Annotated in this window: 19 protein-coding genes; 10 read left to right on the top strand and 9 right to left on the bottom strand. The window is 73.3% G+C overall.

Annotated features, from left to right (window positions below):
- The 4 genes from M8C13_RS39645 to M8C13_RS39630 form a co-directional block, all read left to right on the top strand.
- Window positions 1-1,262 (top strand): PQQ-binding-like beta-propeller repeat protein (locus M8C13_RS39645; protein ID WP_252485967.1); only part of this gene is annotated, 1,262 nt, incomplete at its 5' end.
- A gap of 47 nt (window positions 1,263-1,309) precedes the next feature.
- Complete coding sequence (locus tag M8C13_RS39640) at window positions 1,310-2,191, top strand: alpha/beta fold hydrolase (RefSeq protein WP_252485970.1); 882 nt, start codon at window positions 1,310-1,312, stop codon at window positions 2,189-2,191.
- 10 nt (window positions 2,192-2,201) lie between these two features.
- Window positions 2,202-3,050 carry a HipA family kinase gene (locus M8C13_RS39635; protein WP_252485966.1) on the top strand — a complete coding sequence of 283 codons (849 nt, stop codon included), beginning with the start codon at window positions 2,202-2,204 and terminating at the stop codon, window positions 3,048-3,050.
- Window positions 3,047-3,433: a DUF3037 domain-containing protein gene (locus tag M8C13_RS39630; protein ID WP_252485965.1), complete on the top strand. Its 387-nt coding sequence runs from the start codon at window positions 3,047-3,049 to the stop codon at window positions 3,431-3,433. The genes M8C13_RS39635 and M8C13_RS39630 overlap by 4 nt, the downstream gene beginning before the upstream one ends.
- 102 nt (window positions 3,434-3,535) lie before the next feature.
- On the opposite strand, the gene M8C13_RS45200 is transcribed toward M8C13_RS39630, so the two are convergent.
- Window positions 3,536-6,316 carry an AAA family ATPase gene (locus tag M8C13_RS45200; protein ID WP_305884052.1) on the bottom strand — a complete coding sequence of 927 codons (2,781 nt, stop codon included), beginning with the start codon at window positions 6,314-6,316 and terminating at the stop codon, window positions 3,536-3,538.
- Window positions 6,317-6,592: 276 nt separating this feature from the next.
- Between M8C13_RS45200 and M8C13_RS39615 the strand changes: the two genes are divergently transcribed.
- On the top strand, window positions 6,593-7,459 hold the full coding sequence (locus M8C13_RS39615; RefSeq protein WP_252485964.1) for an NAD(P)-dependent oxidoreductase: 867 nt from the start codon (window positions 6,593-6,595) through the stop codon (window positions 7,457-7,459).
- A 72-nt stretch (window positions 7,460-7,531) separates the two neighbouring features.
- Window positions 7,532-8,341, top strand: a complete 810-nt coding sequence (locus tag M8C13_RS39610) for a trypsin-like serine protease (protein ID WP_252485963.1) — start codon at window positions 7,532-7,534, stop codon at window positions 8,339-8,341.
- Between the two features lie 152 nt (window positions 8,342-8,493).
- Here the strand turns inward: M8C13_RS39610 and M8C13_RS39605 are convergent, their stop codons facing one another.
- From M8C13_RS39605 to M8C13_RS39585, 5 genes are read right to left on the bottom strand one after another with little or no spacing between them, the layout of a single operon-like run.
- Window positions 8,494-8,802: a hypothetical protein gene (locus tag M8C13_RS39605; protein WP_252485962.1), complete on the bottom strand. Its 309-nt coding sequence runs from the start codon at window positions 8,800-8,802 to the stop codon at window positions 8,494-8,496.
- Entirely contained in the window at window positions 8,799-9,605 is an 807-nt protein-coding gene (locus M8C13_RS39600; RefSeq protein WP_252485968.1) for a PD-(D/E)XK nuclease family protein, read from the bottom strand. Before M8C13_RS39600 ends, M8C13_RS39605 begins: the two co-directional genes overlap by 4 nt.
- 44 nt (window positions 9,606-9,649) lie before the next feature.
- Window positions 9,650-10,507: a PHP domain-containing protein gene (locus M8C13_RS39595; RefSeq protein WP_252485961.1), complete on the bottom strand. Its 858-nt coding sequence runs from the start codon at window positions 10,505-10,507 to the stop codon at window positions 9,650-9,652.
- A gap of 19 nt (window positions 10,508-10,526) precedes the next feature.
- On the bottom strand, window positions 10,527-11,087 hold the full coding sequence (locus tag M8C13_RS39590; RefSeq protein WP_185000006.1) for a PH domain-containing protein: 561 nt from the start codon (window positions 11,085-11,087) through the stop codon (window positions 10,527-10,529).
- Window positions 11,088-11,106: 19 nt separating this feature from the next.
- Window positions 11,107-11,268, bottom strand: a complete 162-nt coding sequence (locus M8C13_RS39585) for a hypothetical protein (protein ID WP_185000007.1) — start codon at window positions 11,266-11,268, stop codon at window positions 11,107-11,109.
- A gap of 140 nt (window positions 11,269-11,408) precedes the next feature.
- Here M8C13_RS39585 and M8C13_RS39580 point away from each other — a divergent pair, with 140 nt between their 5' ends.
- Complete coding sequence (locus M8C13_RS39580; protein WP_252485960.1) at window positions 11,409-11,858, top strand: NUDIX hydrolase; 450 nt, start codon at window positions 11,409-11,411, stop codon at window positions 11,856-11,858.
- Here M8C13_RS39580 and M8C13_RS39575 read toward each other — a convergent pair.
- Both M8C13_RS39575 and M8C13_RS39570 read right to left on the bottom strand, forming a co-directional pair.
- The gene (locus M8C13_RS39575; RefSeq protein ID WP_252485959.1) at window positions 11,855-12,946 is read right to left on the bottom strand and encodes a DUF2332 domain-containing protein; all 1,092 of its coding nucleotides are present in this window, start codon (window positions 12,944-12,946) and stop codon (window positions 11,855-11,857) included. The two genes, M8C13_RS39580 and M8C13_RS39575, sit on opposite strands and share 4 nt — an antisense overlap.
- A 5-nt stretch (window positions 12,947-12,951) precedes the next feature.
- A complete protein-coding gene (locus M8C13_RS39570) occupies window positions 12,952-13,455 on the bottom strand; it encodes a MaoC family dehydratase (protein ID WP_252485958.1) in 504 nt (167 codons plus the stop codon).
- A gap of 297 nt (window positions 13,456-13,752) precedes the next feature.
- Here M8C13_RS39570 and corA point away from each other — a divergent pair, with 297 nt between their 5' ends.
- The 3 genes from corA (at window position 13,753) to M8C13_RS39555 (ending at window position 17,422) form a co-directional block, all read left to right on the top strand.
- Window positions 13,753-14,835, top strand: a complete 1,083-nt coding sequence (corA, locus tag M8C13_RS39565) for a magnesium/cobalt transporter CorA (protein ID WP_252485957.1) — start codon at window positions 13,753-13,755, stop codon at window positions 14,833-14,835.
- Window positions 14,836-14,839: 4 nt separating this feature from the next.
- Entirely contained in the window at window positions 14,840-15,241 is a 402-nt protein-coding gene (locus tag M8C13_RS39560; RefSeq protein WP_252485956.1) for a hypothetical protein, read from the top strand.
- 105 nt (window positions 15,242-15,346) lie between these two features.
- Window positions 15,347-17,422, top strand: coding sequence for an MMPL family transporter (locus M8C13_RS39555; protein ID WP_252485955.1), 2,076 nt, complete (start codon window positions 15,347-15,349; stop codon window positions 17,420-17,422).
- On the opposite strand, the gene M8C13_RS39550 is transcribed toward M8C13_RS39555, so the two are convergent.
- A complete protein-coding gene (locus tag M8C13_RS39550) occupies window positions 17,379-18,563 on the bottom strand; it encodes an MFS transporter (RefSeq protein WP_252485954.1) in 1,185 nt (394 codons plus the stop codon). The two genes, M8C13_RS39555 and M8C13_RS39550, sit on opposite strands and share 44 nt — an antisense overlap.
- Window positions 18,564-18,589 lie beyond the last annotated feature (26 nt).

Raw genomic sequence — 18,589 nt, 5'->3', positions numbered from 1 at the left:
CCGCCGCCCTGATCACCGTCGCCGTGCTCGTCGCCGCGACCGTGATCTGGGCCTTCAGCGACGCCCGCGCCACCGTCTCCCAGACCGCCAGCCCACCGCTGCCCTTCCTCGACGCCCCCACCACCCCGCCGCCCACACTGGGCGAGGTCTGGCGGGCGCCGAGTCCGGCGACCCAGACCGTGGTGGCCACCGCTCAGGTGGTGGTGACCGCGGAGAACGGGGCGGTGCTGGGGCGGGATCCGCTCAGTGGGCAGGAGAAGTGGCGGTACCAGCGGGATCTGCCGTTGTGCACGGTGGCGCCCGCGTTCGGGCAGATCCTCGCGGTCTACCAGCGCGGGGACACCTGCAGCGAGGTGACCGCGCTGGACCCGGCCACCGGCAAGCGGGGCGCGCAGCGCAACGGCGACGCCGAGGCGGGCACCCGGCTGCTCTTCGACGGGGTGCACCTGACCACCACCGGCAAGACCTACCTGGAGGGCTGGCGCTCCGATCTGGTCAAGACCCAGGAGTACGGCCAGGTCAGGGCCATGATCCAGCCCGGCAAGCAGCCCAGGACGGGGTGCACGTTCGGCTCGGTGGCGGTGGCGCCGAACCGGGTCGGGGTGATCGAGCGCTGCCCGGACGATCCCGGTGACCGGCTCAGCGTGTTCAAGCCGAACCCGAAGGACTGGGACAAGCCCGAGGTCTCGGCGAGCGTGGTGCTCAACGGGTCGGGGGCCAGGGTGGTCGCGCTCGGGCCGGACCGGGTGGCCGCGGTGCTGCCCGACCCGGCGCGGCTGGCCATCTACGACGGCAACGGGGCCCCGGTCTCCGAGCAGCCGCTGGACCTGCCGGCCAGTGACCTCCAGGGTGATCCGGACGGTGGCGTGGTGCCGACCACCACGGTGCTCAGCGCGCGCTGCGCGGACGGCTCGGCCACCCCGCTGACCTTCGCCACCACCTCGACCTGCCCGACCGGCGAACCGGCCACCACCTCGCCCGCGGTCATCTACTGGTGGACCGGGTCCCGCACCATCGCGCTGGCCTCGGCCACCACCGCTCCACTGTGGACGATGGAGGACACGCTCGGCCCCGGCACGCTGTTCGCCGGCAGGCTGGTGGTGCCGACCCCGGCCGGGCTCACCGTGGCCGACCCGAACACCGGCAAGGTGCTCGGCCGGATCCCGGTGGACCGGCGCGGTTACCGCGGGCTGGTGACGCTGTCCAGCGCCGGTCCGGTGCTGGTGGAACAGCGCGGCGGCACGTTGGTCGCGTTGCGCTGACTTCTCGCGCTTTCCCGGCTTTGGTGAGGCAGACTCAGCACGTGAGCGTGTTGCCGTACTCCCAGCTCAGCCCACACCGAGCGCGCCGGGTCGACCTGCAGGGCGACTACGGGCCGATCGCGGCGCTGCACGCGGTCCCGGCGGCCGAGGCCGACCGTGGCGCGACCGCGTTGCTGGTGCCGGGCTACACCGGGTCCAAAGAGGACTTCGCGCCGCTGCTGGACCCGTTGGCCGATGCCGGGTTCGCGGTGCACGCCATCGACCTGCCCGGCCAGTACCAGTCCCCCGGCCCGGACGACCCGCAGGCCTACCTGCCCGCCGCGCTCGGCGCGGTGATCGCGAAGCTGATCACCCAGCTGGCCGCGGGCGGCCGCAAGGTGTTGCTGCTCGGCCATTCCTACGGCGGCCTGGTCGCCCGCGGCGCGCTGCTCTCCGGCGTGCGGGTGGACGGCCTGACCCTGCTGTCCTCCGGCCCGAACGAGCTGCCCGAGGGTGAGCGCCGCCGCGCGCTGGAGGCCGGTGAGCCGCTGCTGCGTTCCGGCGGCGTGCCCGCGGCCCAGCAGCTGCGCGAGGCGCGGGACGCGGCCTCGCCGAACTGGGAGCAGACCCCGGAAACGTTGAAGGAGCTGCTGCGCGCCCGGTTCCTGGGTTCCAGCGCGGCCGGTCTGCTCGGTATGGCCGAGGGCCTGCGCCGGGAACCGGACCTGGTCGGGCGGCTGGCGGCGGCGCTGCGCACCGCGGGCACCCCGGCGCTGGTGGTCTGCGGGGAGCACGACGACGCCTGGTCGGTGGCCTCCCAGCGGGACATGGCCGACCGGCTGGACGCGGACTTCGCGGTGGTCTCCGACGCGGCCCACTCGGCCAACACCGAGAACCCCGAGGCCCTGCTGGCCACCCTCCTGCCCACCTGGCGGGCCTGGCTCGCCTAGAGTCGCGGGCGTGCTCCGCCACGTCACCGCGACCCGATACGTCACCCCGCTGCGGGAGGGTGGTTCGCTGCCCGGCCTGATGGAGGCCGACGACCTGGGCACCTATGTGGTGAAGTTCCGCGGCGCGGGCCAGGGTCGCAAGACGCTGGTCGCCGAGGTAGTGGTCGGGGAGCTGGCGCGGGCGCTGGGCCTGCCGGTGCCGGAGCTGGTGACCGCGCAGGTGGACAAGGCGATGGCGCCGAGCGAGCCGGACGAGGAGGTCCAGGAGCTGCTGCGGGCCAGCCACGGGCTGAACCTGGGCATGGACTTCCTGCCGGGCGCGCTGGACTTCGACCCCGGCGCGTTCACCGCCGACCCGGAGTTCGCCGGCCGGGTGCTGTGGTTCGACGCGCTCACCGGCAACGTGGACCGGTCCTGGCGCAACCCGAACATGCTGTACTGGCACGGAAAACCGCAGCTGATCGACCACGGCGCGACGCTGATCTTCCACCACAACTGGCCGGGCGCCAGGGACTGGGCGAGCCGCCCGTACAACGCCACCGACCACCTGCTGATCGGCTTCGGTCCGGAGGTGGCGGCCGCGGACGCCGCGCTGGCCCCGCTGGTCACCGAGGAGCTGCTGACTGAGGTGCTGGCCAAGGTCCCCGACGACTGGATCGAGGACGAACCCGGCTTCCTGGGCACCGACGCCGTGCGCGAGGCCTACGTGGCCGCGCTCACCGGACGCCTCGCCGCCCGCGAGTCCTGGCTGCCGGGCCTGGTGGAAGCGGCGCTGAACCGGGGAAACGACCGGGTGGTCCCGGAACGGGGCCGCAACCGGCCCGAGTGGCTCAAGCACCTGCCGGGAGACGCGACATGACCGCGCGGCGCTATCCGTTCGAGTACGCCGTGCTGCGCGTGGTCCCCAGGGTCGAGCGCGGCGAGGCGATCAACGCGGGCGTGCTGGTCTACTGCCACCGCCTGGACTACCTGGGCTCCCTGGTGCACCTGGACCACGACCGGCTGCGCGCCCTGGATCCCAGCGCGGACCCCGAGGCGATCACCTCGGTGCTGCGCTCGGTGGCCGGGGTGTGCGCGGACCCGGCGGTGGGCCCGGCGGCAGGGCAGGGGCTGGGGCAGCGGTTCCGCTGGCTGACCGCGCCGAAGAGCACGGTGGTGCAGCCCGGCCCGGTGCACACCGGCCTGACCACGGACCCGGCGGCGGAGACGGAAAGGCTGCTGCGCCTGCTCGTGCTGCCCTGACCGCACGCCGCGCCATCGGGCGACGCCACCGCGCCACCTGACAACCCGGCCGCGCCACCCGGCGACCGCGCCGGGCCGCCAGCCCGCCCCGACCCGCCGCGCCTAGCGCCCCAGCGCCGCCGTCAGCTCCGCTCGCCCCGACACCCCCAACTTCCGGTACGCGTTGGTCAGGTGCATCTCCACCGTGCGCACCCCGACCGTCAGCTCCGCCGCGATCTGCGGGTTCGACCGCCCGTCCGCCGCCAGCGCCGCCACCCGCCGCTCGGTCCCGGTGAGCGCGGCCGGCCCCGTGTGCTCGGCCCGCCGCTCCCGCCCACCCGCCGCGCGCAGTCCCGCCCGCGCCCGCCGCACGGTCCCGGTCGCCCCGCACTGCTCGGCCACGGCCAGCGCCCGGCGCAAGGTCTCCCTGGCCGACTGTTCCGCGCCCAGCCGGTGCCGCAGCAGGCCCAGCTCGGTGAGCACCTCGGCGTGCACCAGTCCCACCTCGGCCTGCTCGACCACGGTCAGCGCCTCGGCCAGCAGCGCCTCCCCTGCCCGGCCGCCGGTGACCGTGCCCGCCATCCTCAGCACCGTGCCCAGCGTCCACGGCAGGCCCCACTCCCGCGCCGCGGCCAGCTCCGGCTCGATGGCGCGCAACGCCTCGGCCTGCCGCCCGGCGGCGTGCAGGGCCAGGGCCTGGTAGCCGCGCCAGGGGATCACCGCGGGGTTGCGCACGCCCCAGGCGGCCAGACGTCGGCCGCACTCGGTGAAGTCGGCCAGTGCGCCGTCCAGGTCGCCCAGGGCCAGCCGGAGCCTGCCGCGCACGTCCAGCACGTGGTTGAAGTGCCACAGCTCCGGCAGTTCGCCGTCCAGCCGCATCCGGTAGAGCAGCTCCAGCGCGTCCTCGGTGCGGTCCAGCGCGAGCAGCACGTCCAGGTAGTGCGCGTACCGGTGCGCGGCCAGCGGCTGCCAGCCGGGGTCGCGGTCGCCGATGGACTCCTCCGCGTCGGCCAGCGCCAGGTCCAGCCTGCCCTGCCGGTGCCGGACCTGCACCCGCAGGCAGGTGGAGAGCGCGTAGCGCAGGAACGAGCCCTGCCGCCGCGCGTGCGTGACCGCCTCGCTGGTCACCGCGGCCGCCCGGGCCAGGTCGTCGCAGCGGATCAGGGTCATCACCGCGGACATGTGCGGGCCCCAGTGCTCGGTGTAGAGCGCCTGACCGGCCAGCGCGCGCCGGGCCTGCGTCAGGGCCGCCTCGGGCGAGCCGAGCCGGAACACCTCGTGGCAGGCGCGCATGCCGAGCAGGCCGGAGTCGGCCTCCCCGGTCGGCTCGGCCAGCCGGGCGGTGATCATCGGCGCGGTGGCCGCGTGCTGCCAGGCCAGGAAGTACAGCTCGCTCTGCAGGTAGCCGTGCGTGCTGGTGCCCTCGGCCTGGGCCACCGCCGCGGTGATCAGCGACAGGCCCTCCGCGCCGCGGCCCACGGTGAGCAGCGCCCGCGCCAGGTCCACGGTGACCGCCGCGCCGCGCTCGTGCGCGGTGGTCAGCGAGCGCACCGCGGCGACCCCGTCGAAGTGCAGCTGCGCCCGGCCCAGCTCGGCGTAGAGCTCCGGCCCGGCCGCCGGTCCCTCCTCGATCGCCCTGGCCAGGTAGGCCGCGCTGGTCTCCGGCGCACCCCTGGACCTGGCCAGCGCGGCCGCCGAGCGCAGCGCCGCCACCCGCCAGCCCTGACCGGCAGGCGCCACCGGCAGCAGGTGGGTAGCCACCTGGTCCGGCCCGGCTCGCTCGAAACCCGGCGCGCGCGCCTGCATCAGCTCGGCCACCCGCTCGTGCAAGGCCGAGCGGGCGGCGGCGGACAGGTCCCGGTAGACCACCTCGCGCACCATCGGGTGCACGAACCGCGGCCCGTCCACCGCGAACAGCCCCAGCGCGACCAGCCGCCGCACGCACGCCTCGACCTGCGCCGCGCCCAGCCCGGTCAGCCGCTGCACCTGAGCCGCCGTGGCCGCCGGGCCGAGCACCGCGACCGCCTCGGCCACCGTGCCGGTCTCCGGTGGGCTGCGCCGCAGCCGCCCGAGCACGCCGGAGGCGATCGCGGCCACGCCGAACTCCGGCACCAGCCCGGCCTCCGCCGCCGTGCCGGTGACCCGGTGCGCGCGCAGCCCGCGCAGCAACTCGGTCAGCAGCAACGGGTTCCCGCCGGTGGAGTCCAGGCAGGCGGCGGCGAACTCGGCGGCCACCGGCCCGCCCAGCTCGGCCCGCGCCAGGTCGGCCACGGCCACCGCGCTCAACGGCTCCGGCCGCAGCAGCTGGCAGAGCGGACTGGCCAGGATCTCCTCCACCGCACGCGGATCGGCCGGCGTCTCGCCTGCCCGGACCGCGAGCAGCAGGCCCACCGGCAGCCCGTCCAGCCGCCGGGCCAGGTAGGCCAGCCAGCGCAGCGAGGACAGGTCGGCCCAGTGCACGTCGTCGACCACCACCAGGAACGGGCCGTGGTCGGCGAACCCGGCCAGCAGCCAGTACAGCCCGTGCAGCGCCGCGCCGAGCGCGTCCGGCGGCACCGCGTCCACCGGGCCTGGCGCCTCCTCCAGCACCGGCCGGGCGAACCGCGCCGGTCCGGCGAACAGCTCCGCCCGCCGGGCCGCCCCGGCCGCGGCCAGCCTCGGCTCGATCAGCTGCCGCACCACGCCGAAGCCGAACTGCCGCTCCAGCTCGCTGCCCACCCCGCTGACCACCGGCAGCCCGGCCTCGCCAGCCCGCGCCCGCACCGAGCGCAGCAGGGTGGTCTTGCCGATGCCGGCCGGCCCGTCCAGGACGACCAGCGCCGAACCCCCGTCCCGCACCCGGCGCACCAGGTCGTCGAGCACGGCGAGCTCCGCCCCGCGTTCCAGCACGGTCCGTTCCGGCATGCAGTCCCCTCAGCTTTGTGCCGATGTTAGTGAGCAGCCGTTCGTGATGCCGATCACATTCGTTTTTCGAGTCGCCGCGAGCCCGAAGGACTTACCGAACGGATAACCCCTCGGCCGCAGGTCAGGTCCCTGGTCCCGGACCGCCGGAATTCCTTCTGCCGCAACGGCAAACCCCACGGTTGCCAGCGGGGGCGGGCACTGTCTGGATGGGACTCGACCGTGGCAGCAGCGACCGGGCGCGGGGAGGGCGGCCGGCATTCGGGAGGGACGACCGGGATGCAGGTGGCAGTGACCGGGGGTACCGGGTTCGTCGGCGTCCGCCTGATCCGTCGGCTGCTGGCCGAGGGGCACACCGTGCTCGCCCCCGCCCGCACCGCCTCCGCCGCCACCCGCCTGCGCGCCCTGGGCGCCACCCCGGTCCCGGTCCTGGCCGCGCTGGGCAGCGCCGAGGTCGTCTTCCAGACCACCCGGTCCGCCCTGCCCCGCCACCCCCGCCTGGTGCTGCTCAGCTCCGACGCCGCCGTCCAGCACGGCCGCCCCTTGGTCGGCGCCACCGAAGACCTCCCGCTCCGCCCGCACTCGCCCTCGCCGGTGGCCGCCGCCCAGGCCCGCGCCGAGTCGGCCGCGCTGGCCCGCGGCGCGGTGATCGTCCGGCCGAGACTGCTGTGGGGCGCGGGCGATCCGGCGCTGCCCCGGCTGTGGGCCGCGGTGCGCGCGGGCCGGTTCAGCTGGGTCGGCGGCGGCTGTCAGCTGACCGACACCACGCACGTGGACAACGCGGTGCACGCGCTGCTGCTGGCCGCCCGGCACGGTCAACCCGGCGAGACCTACTTCGTCACCGACCAGGATCCGGTGGCCTACCGCCACTTCATCGCCGACCTGCTCGCCGCCGACGGCCTGACCGCCCCGGCCCGCACCCTCTCCTACCGCCGCGCGCACACCCTGACCGCGCTCAGCGAGGCGGCCTGGCGCGCCCTGCGCCTGCCCGGCAGGCCACCCCTGGACTACCTGACCCTGTGGCGCGCGGGCCTGGAGTGCACTGTGGACACTGCCAAGGCCCGCGCCCAGCTCGGCTACGAACCGGTCCGCTCCCGCGGCCAGGGCCTGGCGGAACTGCGGGATGCCTTGTCCTGCAACGCCTAGGGGGCTGGCCCCACCGCGAACTGTCGAGCTGCCCGGATCGAGCCGGCGCCGCGGGGCGCACAGGATGAACCCATGACCTTCAACCGGACAACGGTGCGCCGCGCCGCGGTCGTCCTGGCCGCGGGCGCGGTGTGCGCAACCCTGACCGCGGGCAGCGCGGGCGCGATCGTCGGTGGCAGCAAGGCGACGGGGCACTACCCGTTCATGGCCTCGATCCCGATCTCGCTGCCCGGCACGGACCTCAACGGGGTGTGCGGGGCCTCGCTGGTGCACCCGCGCTGGGTGCTCACCGCGGCGCACTGCCTCGACCCCGGGGTGGGCGCCAAGCCGGACGGGACCGTGCGGATCGGCAGCTCCCGCCGCTCCACGGGGGGCTCGGTGCGCGCGATCGAGTTCACCGTGACGCACCCCGGCTACCGGCAGGGCGAGCCCAACCAGGACGACGTCGCGCTGATCCGCCTGGACCGCCCGGTGCGGCAGCAGCCGATCCGGATCGCCGACGAGCCCGGCAGGCCCGGCACGCCGACCCGGCTGCTCGGCTTCGGCACCGTGGTCGACGCCGAGCCGCTCAAGGCCGTCTTCCCCGAACGCCTCCAGCAGCTCGGCACCCGGATCGGCGCGAGGACCGAGTGCGCGCCCGGCTATGCCGGCGACACCCGGCTGTGCACGGTGAGCCGGGTGCCGCGCGCGATGGCCTGCTTCGGCGACTCCGGCGGACCGCAGATCCGGCGCGGGCAGCACAGCCGCTGGGAGCTGGTCGGGGTCACCTCAGGCCCCGGCGACGGGCCGGGCGACTGCGCGAACGGCCCCGGCCTCTACAGCAGCGCGCCGGCCTACGCGGACTGGGTCCGGCGGACCATCGCCAAGAACCTAGTGCCCTGAGTCGGACGTTCGGTGGCGGTATCGGCGGTCCAGCTTTCCGCTGGGCGTGCCGCAGGGAAGCCCTCGTACCGGGTTGTACGTGGGCTTGCCGGCGGTGCGGTCAGCGGGAAGCTGGGCCGTCGAGACCGCTGGCGAACGTCCGACTCAGGGCACTAGCTCCACCACCACAGCCAGAGCGCGAGCGCGGCCACCACGAACACGCCGATCCCGGCGCACCAGGCCCCGGCCCCGGTGCGCCGGTCGGCGTAGGACTGCAACAGCACCGCGACCGCCGCGGCCAGCAGGTGCCCGCCGACCGCGATCCAGCCCGGTCCGGCCCAGGACTCGGTGGCGGCGAAGATCTGCGCGCCGATCACCAGGACCGCCAGCAGCACCACGGTGGCCGCCACCGAGCCGCTGAGGCCGCGGAGCACCGCGCCCAGCCGGACCCGGCGGGGCCGTTCGTCCAATGCTCCGGTCATGGCGCCAGCATCGCCCACGGCTCGAGCTCCGGTGCGGCCGCCTGGCCTTCCGGGCAGTGCCTGCGGAAGTCGCACCAGGAGCAGTGCCGTCCGGTCACCGGTGGGAACAGCGCGTCCCGGTCGCCACCGGCGGCCAGCTGCTCCCCGGCCAGGGCCAGTTCCTGCGCGGCCTCCTCGGCGCGGCGGACCTGGCGGGCCAGTGACTCGTCGGTGTGCTCCCAGGCGGCCACCTCGCCGGTGGGCAGGTGGTGCAGCTCGACCAGGTGGCAGGGGCGGCGCAGGGTGCGGGCGGCGGCCAGCGCGTAGAGCGCCAGCGCCTGCGAGCCCCTGGCGTCGTCGGTGGTCAGCGCGTGCCTGCCGGTCTTGTAGTCGACGATGACCAGCTCGCCGTCCCGCTCGTCGATCCGGTCCACCCTGCCCTCGGCCACGATGGTTCCGGTCGGCGTGGACACCCAGCGCTCCAGCCCGACCGGCTCGATGGTCACGTCCAGGTTCCGCACGTACTCGTGCACCCAGCCGCGGGCCCGCTCCCGGTAGGTCCCGGCCTGCTCGCCGTCGGCGAAGCCGTCGCCCTTCCAGTGCTTGACCACCAGCGACTCGGCCTGCTCCGGCGTGCGCCTGGCCACCGGCAGGTCGAAGAAGGCGCGCAAGGCGTTGTGCACCACCGCGCCCAGGGTGTTGTGCGCCCAGGCGCCGCCGCGCGCGGGCGCCGGGCGGTCCAGGTAGTTCATCCGGTAGCGCCGCGGGCAGCCGGTCCAGGTGGCCAGCTTCGCCGGCGTCACCCGCACCAGCTTGCGCGGCATGCCTTCGAGTTCCAGTCCGAGCTGAGCCACGCCACTCACCGTACTCAGCCGAGCACCGGCACCGCACTCGCCTTCGACACCAGCGCCTCCAGCTGCTCCGGCGCGGTGCTCTCCGCGCCGAGCCGGACGGTCTTGTTGGTGCCGTGGTAGTCGCTGGAGCCGGTCACCACCAGGTTCTGCTCCTCGGCCAGCGCGCGCAGCTCATCCCGGTCGGCGGGCTCGTGGTCGGGGTGGTCGACCTCCACCCCGGTCAGCCCGTGGCCCACCAGCTCCCTGATCACCTCGGCGGTGACCACCGGGCCGCGCCGCCGGGCGAAGGGGTGTGCGAACACGGTCACCCCACCGGCCGCGGCGATCATCTGCACCGCGCGCTCCACCGGGGTGTCGGTGCGCGGCAGGTAGTAGGCCCCGCCGTCGCGCAGGTACCGGGCGAAGGCCTCGTCCACCGTGTTCACCAGCCCGGCCGCGACCAGCACCCTGGCCAGGTGCGGGCGGCCGACCGAGGCGTCGGGGGCGAGCCCGGCGAACATCGCGTCCGGGTCCACCGGCAGCCCGTCGGCGGCCATCCGCTCGGCGATCAGGCGCAGCCGGGCGCGGCGCTCGGCGCGCAGCCGGGTCTGCTCGGCCACCACCGCGGGCGCGTCCGGGTCGAACAGGTAGGCCAGCAGGTGCACGGTGAGCCTGCCGCCGCGGCCGTCCGGCGCGATGCAGGACAGTTCCGCGCCCCTGACCACACGAAGGCCGGCCGGGCGGGCCTGCTCAGCCTCGGCCCAGCCGGCCGTCGTGTCGTGGTCGGTGATCGCCACCGCGTGCAGTCCGGCGGCCGATGCCGCGGCCATCAGCTCGGCCGGGGTGTCGGTCCCGTCGGACGCGGTCGTGTGGGCGTGCAGGTCGATGAGCACGCCCACGAGTGTGGACTACTCAGCCGATGATCTTCTTACCGGCCGTTTGCTTCTTCGCCTTCATCATGGTGAAGCGCTCGGCCTGGGCCTTCTTGTCACCGAACACCAGCTCGGAGATGGCGTCGTTGATCTGCTCCGGCTTCGGCAGGTACTCGATCTTGTTGAGCGCCTGGATCTGACCGGCCGACTCGACCACGATCGTGCCGTAGCCGAGCATGCGCCCGGTCATGGTCCGCTCGAAGGTCAGGTCGGTCACCTTGGTCACCGGCATCATGGCCACCTTGGTGGTGAACACGCCGCTGGTGATCATGAAGCGCTTGTCCGTGATGACCAGCCGCTCGACCCACCAGTCGATGACGATGTAGGCGAACCGGAGCAGGATGACCAGCGCCGCGTACCACAGGAGGTTCTGGATGATCCAGGCATCCGGTGGCAGCAGGTAGGAGATCATCACTGCTCCGGCGAGCAGCGCCATCGCCTCGAAGATATCCCAGAGCAGACTGGCCCAGTGCCGGCGCACGCGGATGACGCGTCGCTCGGTGTCGAGCAGGTACTCGTCGGAGTCACGAGGCGAGAACACGTGTGGCTACCTCCGGCCGCTAGTTGAACAGCGACCGGACGAAGGTGATGATCGACTCAGCCGCGCCACGAAGCGTGCCGAGGATGCCGGTGACGCCGTCGGCTGCCTGTGTTGGCTGTGTGACGAGCAAGAAGAGAACCAGAGCAACACCTGCGAAGATCAGGATCTTCTTCAAGTTCATGTAAACCAACCCCGTCCGCTAACGGCCTTGTTGGCGCCTGCGGAACCGTTGTACCGCACTCCGCCGCGCTATGGCAGATTTGTACCGCACTTGGGGCAGCGGATCACGTGGCCTTCCCAGGTGAACTACTCTCCGTGGTCATGCCGGAGGCCCAGGACCAGCGCGTCCGCTGTGTCGGCGCAGTCGTCTTCGACCCGTTCGGCCGCATTCTGTTGATACGCCGCGGCCGGCCCCCTTCGGCCGGTTGCTGGTCCATCCCCGGCGGCCGGGTGGACCCCGGCGAAGATGATCACAGGGCCGTGATCAGGGAGTTGTCCGAGGAGACCGGTCTGACCGGCACGATCGATCGCTGGATCGGTTCGGTAGACCGGCCCTCACCGGCGGGTATCTACGAGATCCACGACTACTCCGTCCGCGCCGATCCCGGCCTCATCCGGCCTGGTGACGACGCCTCCGCGGTGGCCTGGATGGACGGTGTGATGTTCGACGCACTGCACAGCGCAGGGTCCCTTTCGCCCGGTTTGGCGGAGGCGCTCGCCGGGTGGGGAGCGCTCCCCGCCGGAGCCGTGGCCGGGACCGGGCCGGCCTAGTTCGGACCGAGCCAGGTGAGTCCCCGGGTCAGCCGATCGGCGGTAGCCAGCCTGCGCACCCGGGGCTCGCCGCCGGTCCAGTTGATCACGCTCAGCACTCGGTCAGCCTCGGCCAGGTGAGCCGCCCCGTCGCGCGGTTCGCCGGGAAACGCCTGGTAACCCTCTTGGCTGACCCACCACAGTGGACGATGACTCGCGAGCGTGCGCAAGGCGTCCAGCCAGGCCGCCGCGAACTCGGCCGGGCGGCCGTCCAGCAGCCCGCAGCTGGTCACCACCAGCGGGTGCTCGGCCGGAATCCGGGCCGCCGCCTCCGCCAGTCCGGTGACCGGGTCGGCCCGCAGCAACGGCGGTTTGGCCGCGACCACCTCGTCCGCGGCCAGCCGGAGCAGCCGGAGCCTGCGCGGCTGGTCCGGCCAGACGCAGGCCTCCAGCCAGGTCAGCTCGTCCTCGTCGGCCACGTCCACCGGATCGGCGTCCAGACCGATCCTGGCCGCGATGGCGGGCAGCTTGGCCTGCTTGCCGAAGCCGTCGGCCGGCTTGGCCGCCGTCTCGGTGACCTGGCAGTCCAGCACCAGCCGGGCGGTCTTCTTGCCCCGGCTGATGTCCGGGCCGCCGCCGGCCACCGCGTAGCGGAAGCCGTAGCGGTCCGGCACCAGCCGGAACCCGGCCCCCGCGCCGGCCTCCAGCAGGCCGATCGGGGCCTTGCCCGCCTCCTTGGCCACCACGGCCAGGCCCGGGTAGAGCAGCGCGGCCGGGCGGACCAGCTCCTCCCGGACCGAGCGCTCGGCCAGGAACGGGCGGATCGCCTCGGCCCGCTCCAGCACGAAGGCGCGGAACAGCGGCCACAGCTCGCCGTCCGGGCCGTCCGCGCCGCCCAGGGAGGAGTAGTAGCGGGTCAGCGGGTGCCAGGGCTCGCGGAAGAGCACCCGCTGGGCCGCGGCCAGGAACAGCTCCGGCGAGGCGTCCCCGACCAGGGCGCTCACCTCGGCGTCCCCGGCCGCACCGGCGCTCAGGCACTCGTACAGCGGGGAGGCCGCGGCCTGGGCGGCGGCGAACTCGCGCAGCCTCTCGGCGGCAGGCGCGCTCACCGCGCTCAGGCCTTCGGCTCGGGGCGGCCGGGCTGCTCGCCGCCGCGCGCCTCGCCGTAGGAGCGCTTGGGCACCATCACCTTGCGCCGGAACACGCAGACCACGGTGCCGTCCTGCTTGTAGCCCTTGGTCTCCACGTAGACCACGCCGCGGTCGTCCTTGGACTTGGACTCGGTCTTGTCCAGGACCTCGGTCTCGCCGTAGATGGTGTCGCCGTGGAAGGTCGGCTTGACGTGCCGCAGCGACTCCACCTCCAGGTTGGCGATGGCCTTGCCGGAGACATCCGCCACTGACATGCCCAGCAGCAGCGAGTAGATGTAGTTGCCGACCACCACGTTCTTGCCGAAGTCGGTGGTCTCCCCCGCGTAGTGCGCGTCCATGTGCAGGGGGTGGTGGTTCATGGTGAGCAGGCAGAACAGGTGGTCGTCGTACTCGGTGACCGTCTTTCCCGGCCAGTGCTTGTACACCGCGCCGACCTCGAACTCCTCGAAGTACCGCCCGAACTGCACGCTGCCTCCCAAAGGTGGTGGCCGATCGACCATGACCGGGGAGGACAGTCTTGCCCGGGTACGGGTAGTCTCGACAACCGGTCTGTGAGCGAATCCACCGTTCCGGCCATGGCCCCGAGGAGGTGAGACGCGATGGGTACAGACAGCAACCCTCCCAGTACCGACCGCGTCCTCGCCGGTGGGCTCGCTACAACGAGGTAGGACCCATCGACCGGTCGGGACGCGCTATCGCGCCGGAGCCCCAGCCAGGTTCTGGCGGCACACCCGTGTTCGCGTCGCGTTCGACTGGAGCCTTCCATGTCCGTTCTGCCCACGCTCGGCCTGCGCGGCCGTGCTCCTCGTAACGGAAGTGCCATGCCGCAGCAGATCCCGGTGCCGCTGTCCGCCTACGTGGTGGACTGCGGCGTGTACGTCGACGGCAAGCGCCTGCCTGGGCGCTGGACCCACACCGGCGCGGTGGAGGAGGTCCGCAAGCGCGGCTCCGGCTTCGTCTGGATCGGCCTGCACGAGCCGGACGAGCAGCAGATCCAGAGCATCGCGGAGACCTTCGGGCTGCACGAGCTGGCGGTGGAGGACGCGGTGCACGCGCACCAGCGACCCAAGCTGGAGCGCTACGACGACAGCCTGTTCATGGTGCTCAAGACGGTGCGCTACGTCGCACACGAGTCGCCGACCACGGCGAACGAGATCGTGGAGACCGGCGAGGTGATGGTCTTCGTCGGCCGGAACTTCGTGATCACGGTCCGGCACGGCAAGCACCAGGCGCTGGCCGGGCTGCGCGCCGAGCTGGAGCAGGACGAGGAGAAGCTCGCCCTCGGTCCGGCCGCGGTGCTGCACGCCATCGCCGACCACGTGGTGGACACCTACCTGGACGTGACCAGCGCGGTCGAGGACGACATCGACACCCTCGAGGTGGAGGTCTTCGACCCGCGCAGCGCGGTGGACCCCGAGCAGATCTACCTGATGAAGCGCGAGGTCATGGAGCTGCGCCGGGCGGTGGGCCCGCTGGCCACCCCGCTGCGGCGGCTGGCCGAGGGCTACATCCCGCTGGTGCCGGATGAGGTGCGCACCTTCTTCCGGGACGTGGACGACCATCTCACCACCGTGCACGACCGGATCGTCACCTTCGACGAGATGCTGACCACGCTGATCGACGCGGTGCTGGCCAAGATCACGCTGCGGCAGAACAACGACATGCGCAAGATCAGCGCCTGGGTGGCCATCATCTCGGTGCCCACGATGATCGCCGGGATCTACGGCATGAACTTCGACGTCATGCCGGAGCTGAAGTGGACCTACGGCTACCCGGTCATCCTGTCGGTGATCCTGGTGGCCTGCCTGGTCCTGTACCGCATCTTCCGCCGCAACCAGTGGCTGTGAACCCATGTTGCTGAAAGCAGTACGCAGCCTGCGCACCTGGATCGTGCTCTTCGCCGCGGTCTGGATCACCGCGCTGATCATCATGATCACCAACCAGCCGGAGAAGGGCGCGGCCTCGGTGGAGGAGCTGGCCACCGGCGTGACCGACGCGCTGCGGGCGGCCGACGCGGAACGGCTGGCCGAGCTGGTCTCGCTGCCCAACGGGGCGGAGGAGGCCGCGCAGGCCACCGTGTCCGGGTTCGCCGAGGCCGGGGTCCGCGACATCAGCACCACCCCGGAACTGCTGCGCGGCCGGATGCAGCTGACCGTGAGCTACCTGCGGCCGGACGGCGCCCGGGGCACCCTGCACCTGCCGACGGTGCACGCGGACAACCGGTGGCAGGTGAACCCGATCCCGCTGCCCTGAGGGCTGTGTGACAGGACACCGCGGTCATCCGACCTTCGGATGGTCTGTTGGTAGGTAGCGGCGCGCATCATCGGGTTTCCTCTCCCAGCCGCCAGGGGGTTCCCGGTGTCCCGACTTCGCCTTGTGCTGCCCGCGTTCGCCCTGCTCGCCTGGCTTGTGGTGGGCGCGATCGGGTGGCCTGACCTGGGGAAACTCTCCCAGGTGCAGCGCAATGACAATGCCTCCTTCCTGCCTGCCAGCGCCGAGGCGACCAGGGCCGCGGACGAGCAGAAGCGGTTCACCGAGGCCGATGTGCTGCCCGCGGTGCTGGTCTTCGAGCGCGGCTCCGGGCTGACACCGTCCGATCAGGACGCGATCGCGCGCGCGGTGCGGCGGGCGTCCACTGTGGACGGCCTCAAAGGACCGGCTTCGGCGGTGCTGCCCGCGCCGGACGGGAAGGCGGCGCAGGCGCTGGTGCCGGTGGACGGCAGCGACGGGTTCCGGGCCGGTGAGACGGTCAAGGTGTTGCGGGAGAAGGTCGGGGACGGCCTGCCCGAGGGGCTGCACGCGCATGTGACCGGACCGGCCGGGATCGTCGGGGACTTCGCGGCCACCTTCGGCGGGATCGACGGGCTGCTGCTCGGGGTCACCGCGGCGGTGGTGGCGCTGATCCTGGTGCTGGTCTACCGGAGTCCGCTGCTGCCGGTGGTGGTGCTGGCCTCGGCCGGGCTGGCGCTGCTGGGCGCGGCGGCGGTGGTCTACCGGCTGGCCAGGGACGAGGTGCTCACGCTGAACGGGCAGAGCCAGGGCATCCTGTTCATCCTGGTCTTCGGCGCGTCCACGGACTACGCGCTGCTGCTGGTCGCGCGGTACCGGGAGGAGCTGCGGCAGGCAGGACCGAGGCTGGCCATGCGGCGGGCCTGGCGGGCCTCGCTGGAACCGATCTGCGCCTCCGCCGGGACCGTGGTGCTGGGCATGCTGTGCCTGCTGTTCAGCGACCTCAACTCGAACAAGGGGCTCGGGCCGGTGGCCGCGATCGGCATCGGCACCTCGCTGCTGGCCTCGCTGACCTTCCTGCCCGCCGCGCTGATGTTGCTGGGGCGCGGTGCTTTCTGGCCGCGCAAGCCAGCCGCGGCCAAGGACGGGATCTGGGGCAGGGTGGCCAGGCTGGTGGGCGCCAGGCCGCGCTGGACCTGGGTGCTGACCACCGCGGTGCTGCTGTTCGGGGTGGCGTTCGTGCCCCAGCTCAAGGCGGACGGGGTGGCCCAGACCGACGTGTTCCTGTCCACAGTGGACTCCGTGTCCGGGCAGCAGGCGCTGGGTCGGCACTTCCCCGGCGGCAGCGGCTCACCCGCGGTGATCGTGACCGCGGAGCAGACCGCGGAGCGGGTGGTCGCGGTGGCGCGGGATGTGCCGGGGGTGGCGGAGGTGGCGGCGTTGCCGAAGGTCGTGGACGGGCGGGTGGAGATCAACGCCACCCTGCGGGACGCGGCGGACAGTGAGGCGGCGATCGAGGCGGTGCGGGCGCTGCGCACCGCGGTGCACGGGGTGCCGGGGGCGGATGCGGTGGTGGGCGGGCCGACCGCGGCCCAGCTGGACGTGCAGGACACCGCGTTGCGGGACCGGGCGCTGATCATTCCGTTGGTGGTGCTGGTGATCCTGGTGGTGCTGGCGCTGCTGCTGCGCTCGCTGCTGGCCCCGCTGCTGCTGATGCTGACCGTGGTGCTGTCCTTCGCGGCCACCCTCGGCGTCTCCGCGCTGGTGTTCAACCACGTCTTCGACTTCCCCGGCGCGGATCCCGGGGTTCCGTTGTACGCCTTCGTGTTCCTGGTCGCGCTGGGCATCGACTACAACATCTTCCTGATGACCAGGGTGCGCGAGGAGGCCGCCCGCCGGGGCACCGAGGCTGGCACCCTGGTCGGGCTGTCGGTGACCGGCGGGGTGATCACCTCGGCCGGGGTGGTGCTGGCCGCGACCTTCGCCGCGCTGGCGGTGCTGCCGATCCTGTTCCTGGCCCAGATCGCGTTCCTGGTGGCCTTCGGCGTGCTGCTGGACACGCTGGTGGTGCGCTCGCTGCTGGTGCCCGCGCTCGCGGTGGACCTGGGGCGGGCGATCTGGTGGCCCAGCAAGCTTTCCCGCGCGCGGCAAGTGTCGGTGCTCAGTGACGTCGCAGCAGTGCGGCGAGCGGCGCGCTCACGGTGACGGCGGCCGCGGCCACCAGCACGGCGGTGTGCAGGCCGCTGGTGAAGCTGCGACCCCCGTCCAGGATCGAGCCGAGCACCGCGATGCCCGCCAGCCCACCGAGTTGACCGGCCACCTGCTGCACCGCCGAGGCCAGCCCGGCCTCCGCCGGCGGCGCGGCGGCCAGGATCGCCTCGGTGGCGGCGACCAGGGCCAGCCCGCCGCCGAGGCCCAGCGGCACGGTGGCCAGCGCGACCGCGGTGGCGCCGGAGGCCACGTCCAGCGTGGTCATGGTGAACAGTCCGGCCGCGACCAGCAGCAGACCGGCGACCGCGGGCGGGACCGGGCCGTGGCGGCGGGTCAGCGCGCCGCCGAGCGGGGCGCTGAGCACCACCACGCCGGTGACCGGGACCAGCCACAGCCCGGCGGTCACCGGGTCGAGGGCCTTGAGGTTCTGCAGGTACAGGGTGAGCAGGAACAGCACGCCGAACAGCGCGCCGAAGGTGACCGCGACCAGCGCCACCCCGGCCCGGAACTGCCTGGGGCGCACCAGGTCCAGCACCTGACGGAGGCGCAGTGCCTGGTCCGTGCGGGACTCCTGGACGAAGAGCAGGGTGAGCGCGATGGCGAGCAGGCCGACCGGCAGGTTGACGTAGAAGATCGCCGACCAGCCGCCCGCGGCCACCAGCAGGCCGCCGAGCAGCGGTCCGGCGGCCAGGCCGAGCGCGGCCACCGCGCTCCACACGCCGATCGCCGGCGCCAGCGTGCGCGGCGGGAAGCTGGCCCGCAGCAAGGCGAGCGCGGCCGGTTGCAGCATGGCGCTGAACACCCCTTGCAGCGCGCGCAGGGCGATCACCAACCAGACCTGTCCGGCCAGCGCGATGGCCAGCGAGGTCAGGGTGAAACCGGCCACCCCGCACAGGAACACCGCGCGCCGCCCGTAGCGGTCGGCCAGCGCGCCTGCCGGGAGCAGGGCGAGCGCGGTGGCCAGCAGGTAGGCGTTGGCCACCCACTGCAGGCCGGTCAGGGAGGCGCCGAGGTCGGCGGCCAGGTCCGGGCCGGCGATGGTGAGCGCGGTGCCGTCCACGCCGGTCATCACCGAGCCGACCGCGACCGCGGTGAGCACGAGCCAGGGCGAACGGGTCAGTTCCTCGGTTTTCACGAATTCCCACTAACGTCGAATTGAGG

Source organism: Crossiella sp. SN42 (genome assembly GCF_023897065.1).
GTDB lineage: Bacteria > Actinomycetota > Actinomycetes > Mycobacteriales > Pseudonocardiaceae > Crossiella.
Note: the sequence above shows the minus strand (reverse complement) of the source record. Positions and strands in the feature narration are given on the sequence as shown.

What these genes read in the sequence shown, in the direction of transcription:
- M8C13_RS45200 (WP_305884052.1), bottom strand. Translation starts at nt 6,316, where the DNA reads ATGCCGGAACGGACCGTGCTGGAACGCGGGGCGGAGCTCGCCGTGCTC.
- M8C13_RS39560 (WP_252485956.1), top strand. Translation starts at nt 14,840, where the DNA reads ATGTTGCTGAAAGCAGTACGCAGCCTGCGCACCTGGATCGTGCTCTTC.
- M8C13_RS39605 (WP_252485962.1), bottom strand. Translation starts at nt 8,802, where the DNA reads ATGACCGGAGCATTGGACGAACGGCCCCGCCGGGTCCGGCTGGGCGCG.
- M8C13_RS39615 (WP_252485964.1), top strand. Translation starts at nt 6,593, where the DNA reads ATGCAGGTGGCAGTGACCGGGGGTACCGGGTTCGTCGGCGTCCGCCTG.
- M8C13_RS39600 (WP_252485968.1), bottom strand. Translation starts at nt 9,605, where the DNA reads ATGCCGCGCAAGCTGGTGCGGGTGACGCCGGCGAAGCTGGCCACCTGG.
- M8C13_RS39585 (WP_185000007.1), bottom strand. Translation starts at nt 11,268, where the DNA reads ATGAACTTGAAGAAGATCCTGATCTTCGCAGGTGTTGCTCTGGTTCTC.
- corA (WP_252485957.1), top strand. Translation starts at nt 13,753, where the DNA reads ATGTCCGTTCTGCCCACGCTCGGCCTGCGCGGCCGTGCTCCTCGTAAC.
- M8C13_RS39630 (WP_252485965.1), top strand. Translation starts at nt 3,047, where the DNA reads ATGACCGCGCGGCGCTATCCGTTCGAGTACGCCGTGCTGCGCGTGGTC.
- M8C13_RS39580 (WP_252485960.1), top strand. Translation starts at nt 11,409, where the DNA reads ATGCCGGAGGCCCAGGACCAGCGCGTCCGCTGTGTCGGCGCAGTCGTC.
- M8C13_RS39610 (WP_252485963.1), top strand. Translation starts at nt 7,532, where the DNA reads ATGACCTTCAACCGGACAACGGTGCGCCGCGCCGCGGTCGTCCTGGCC.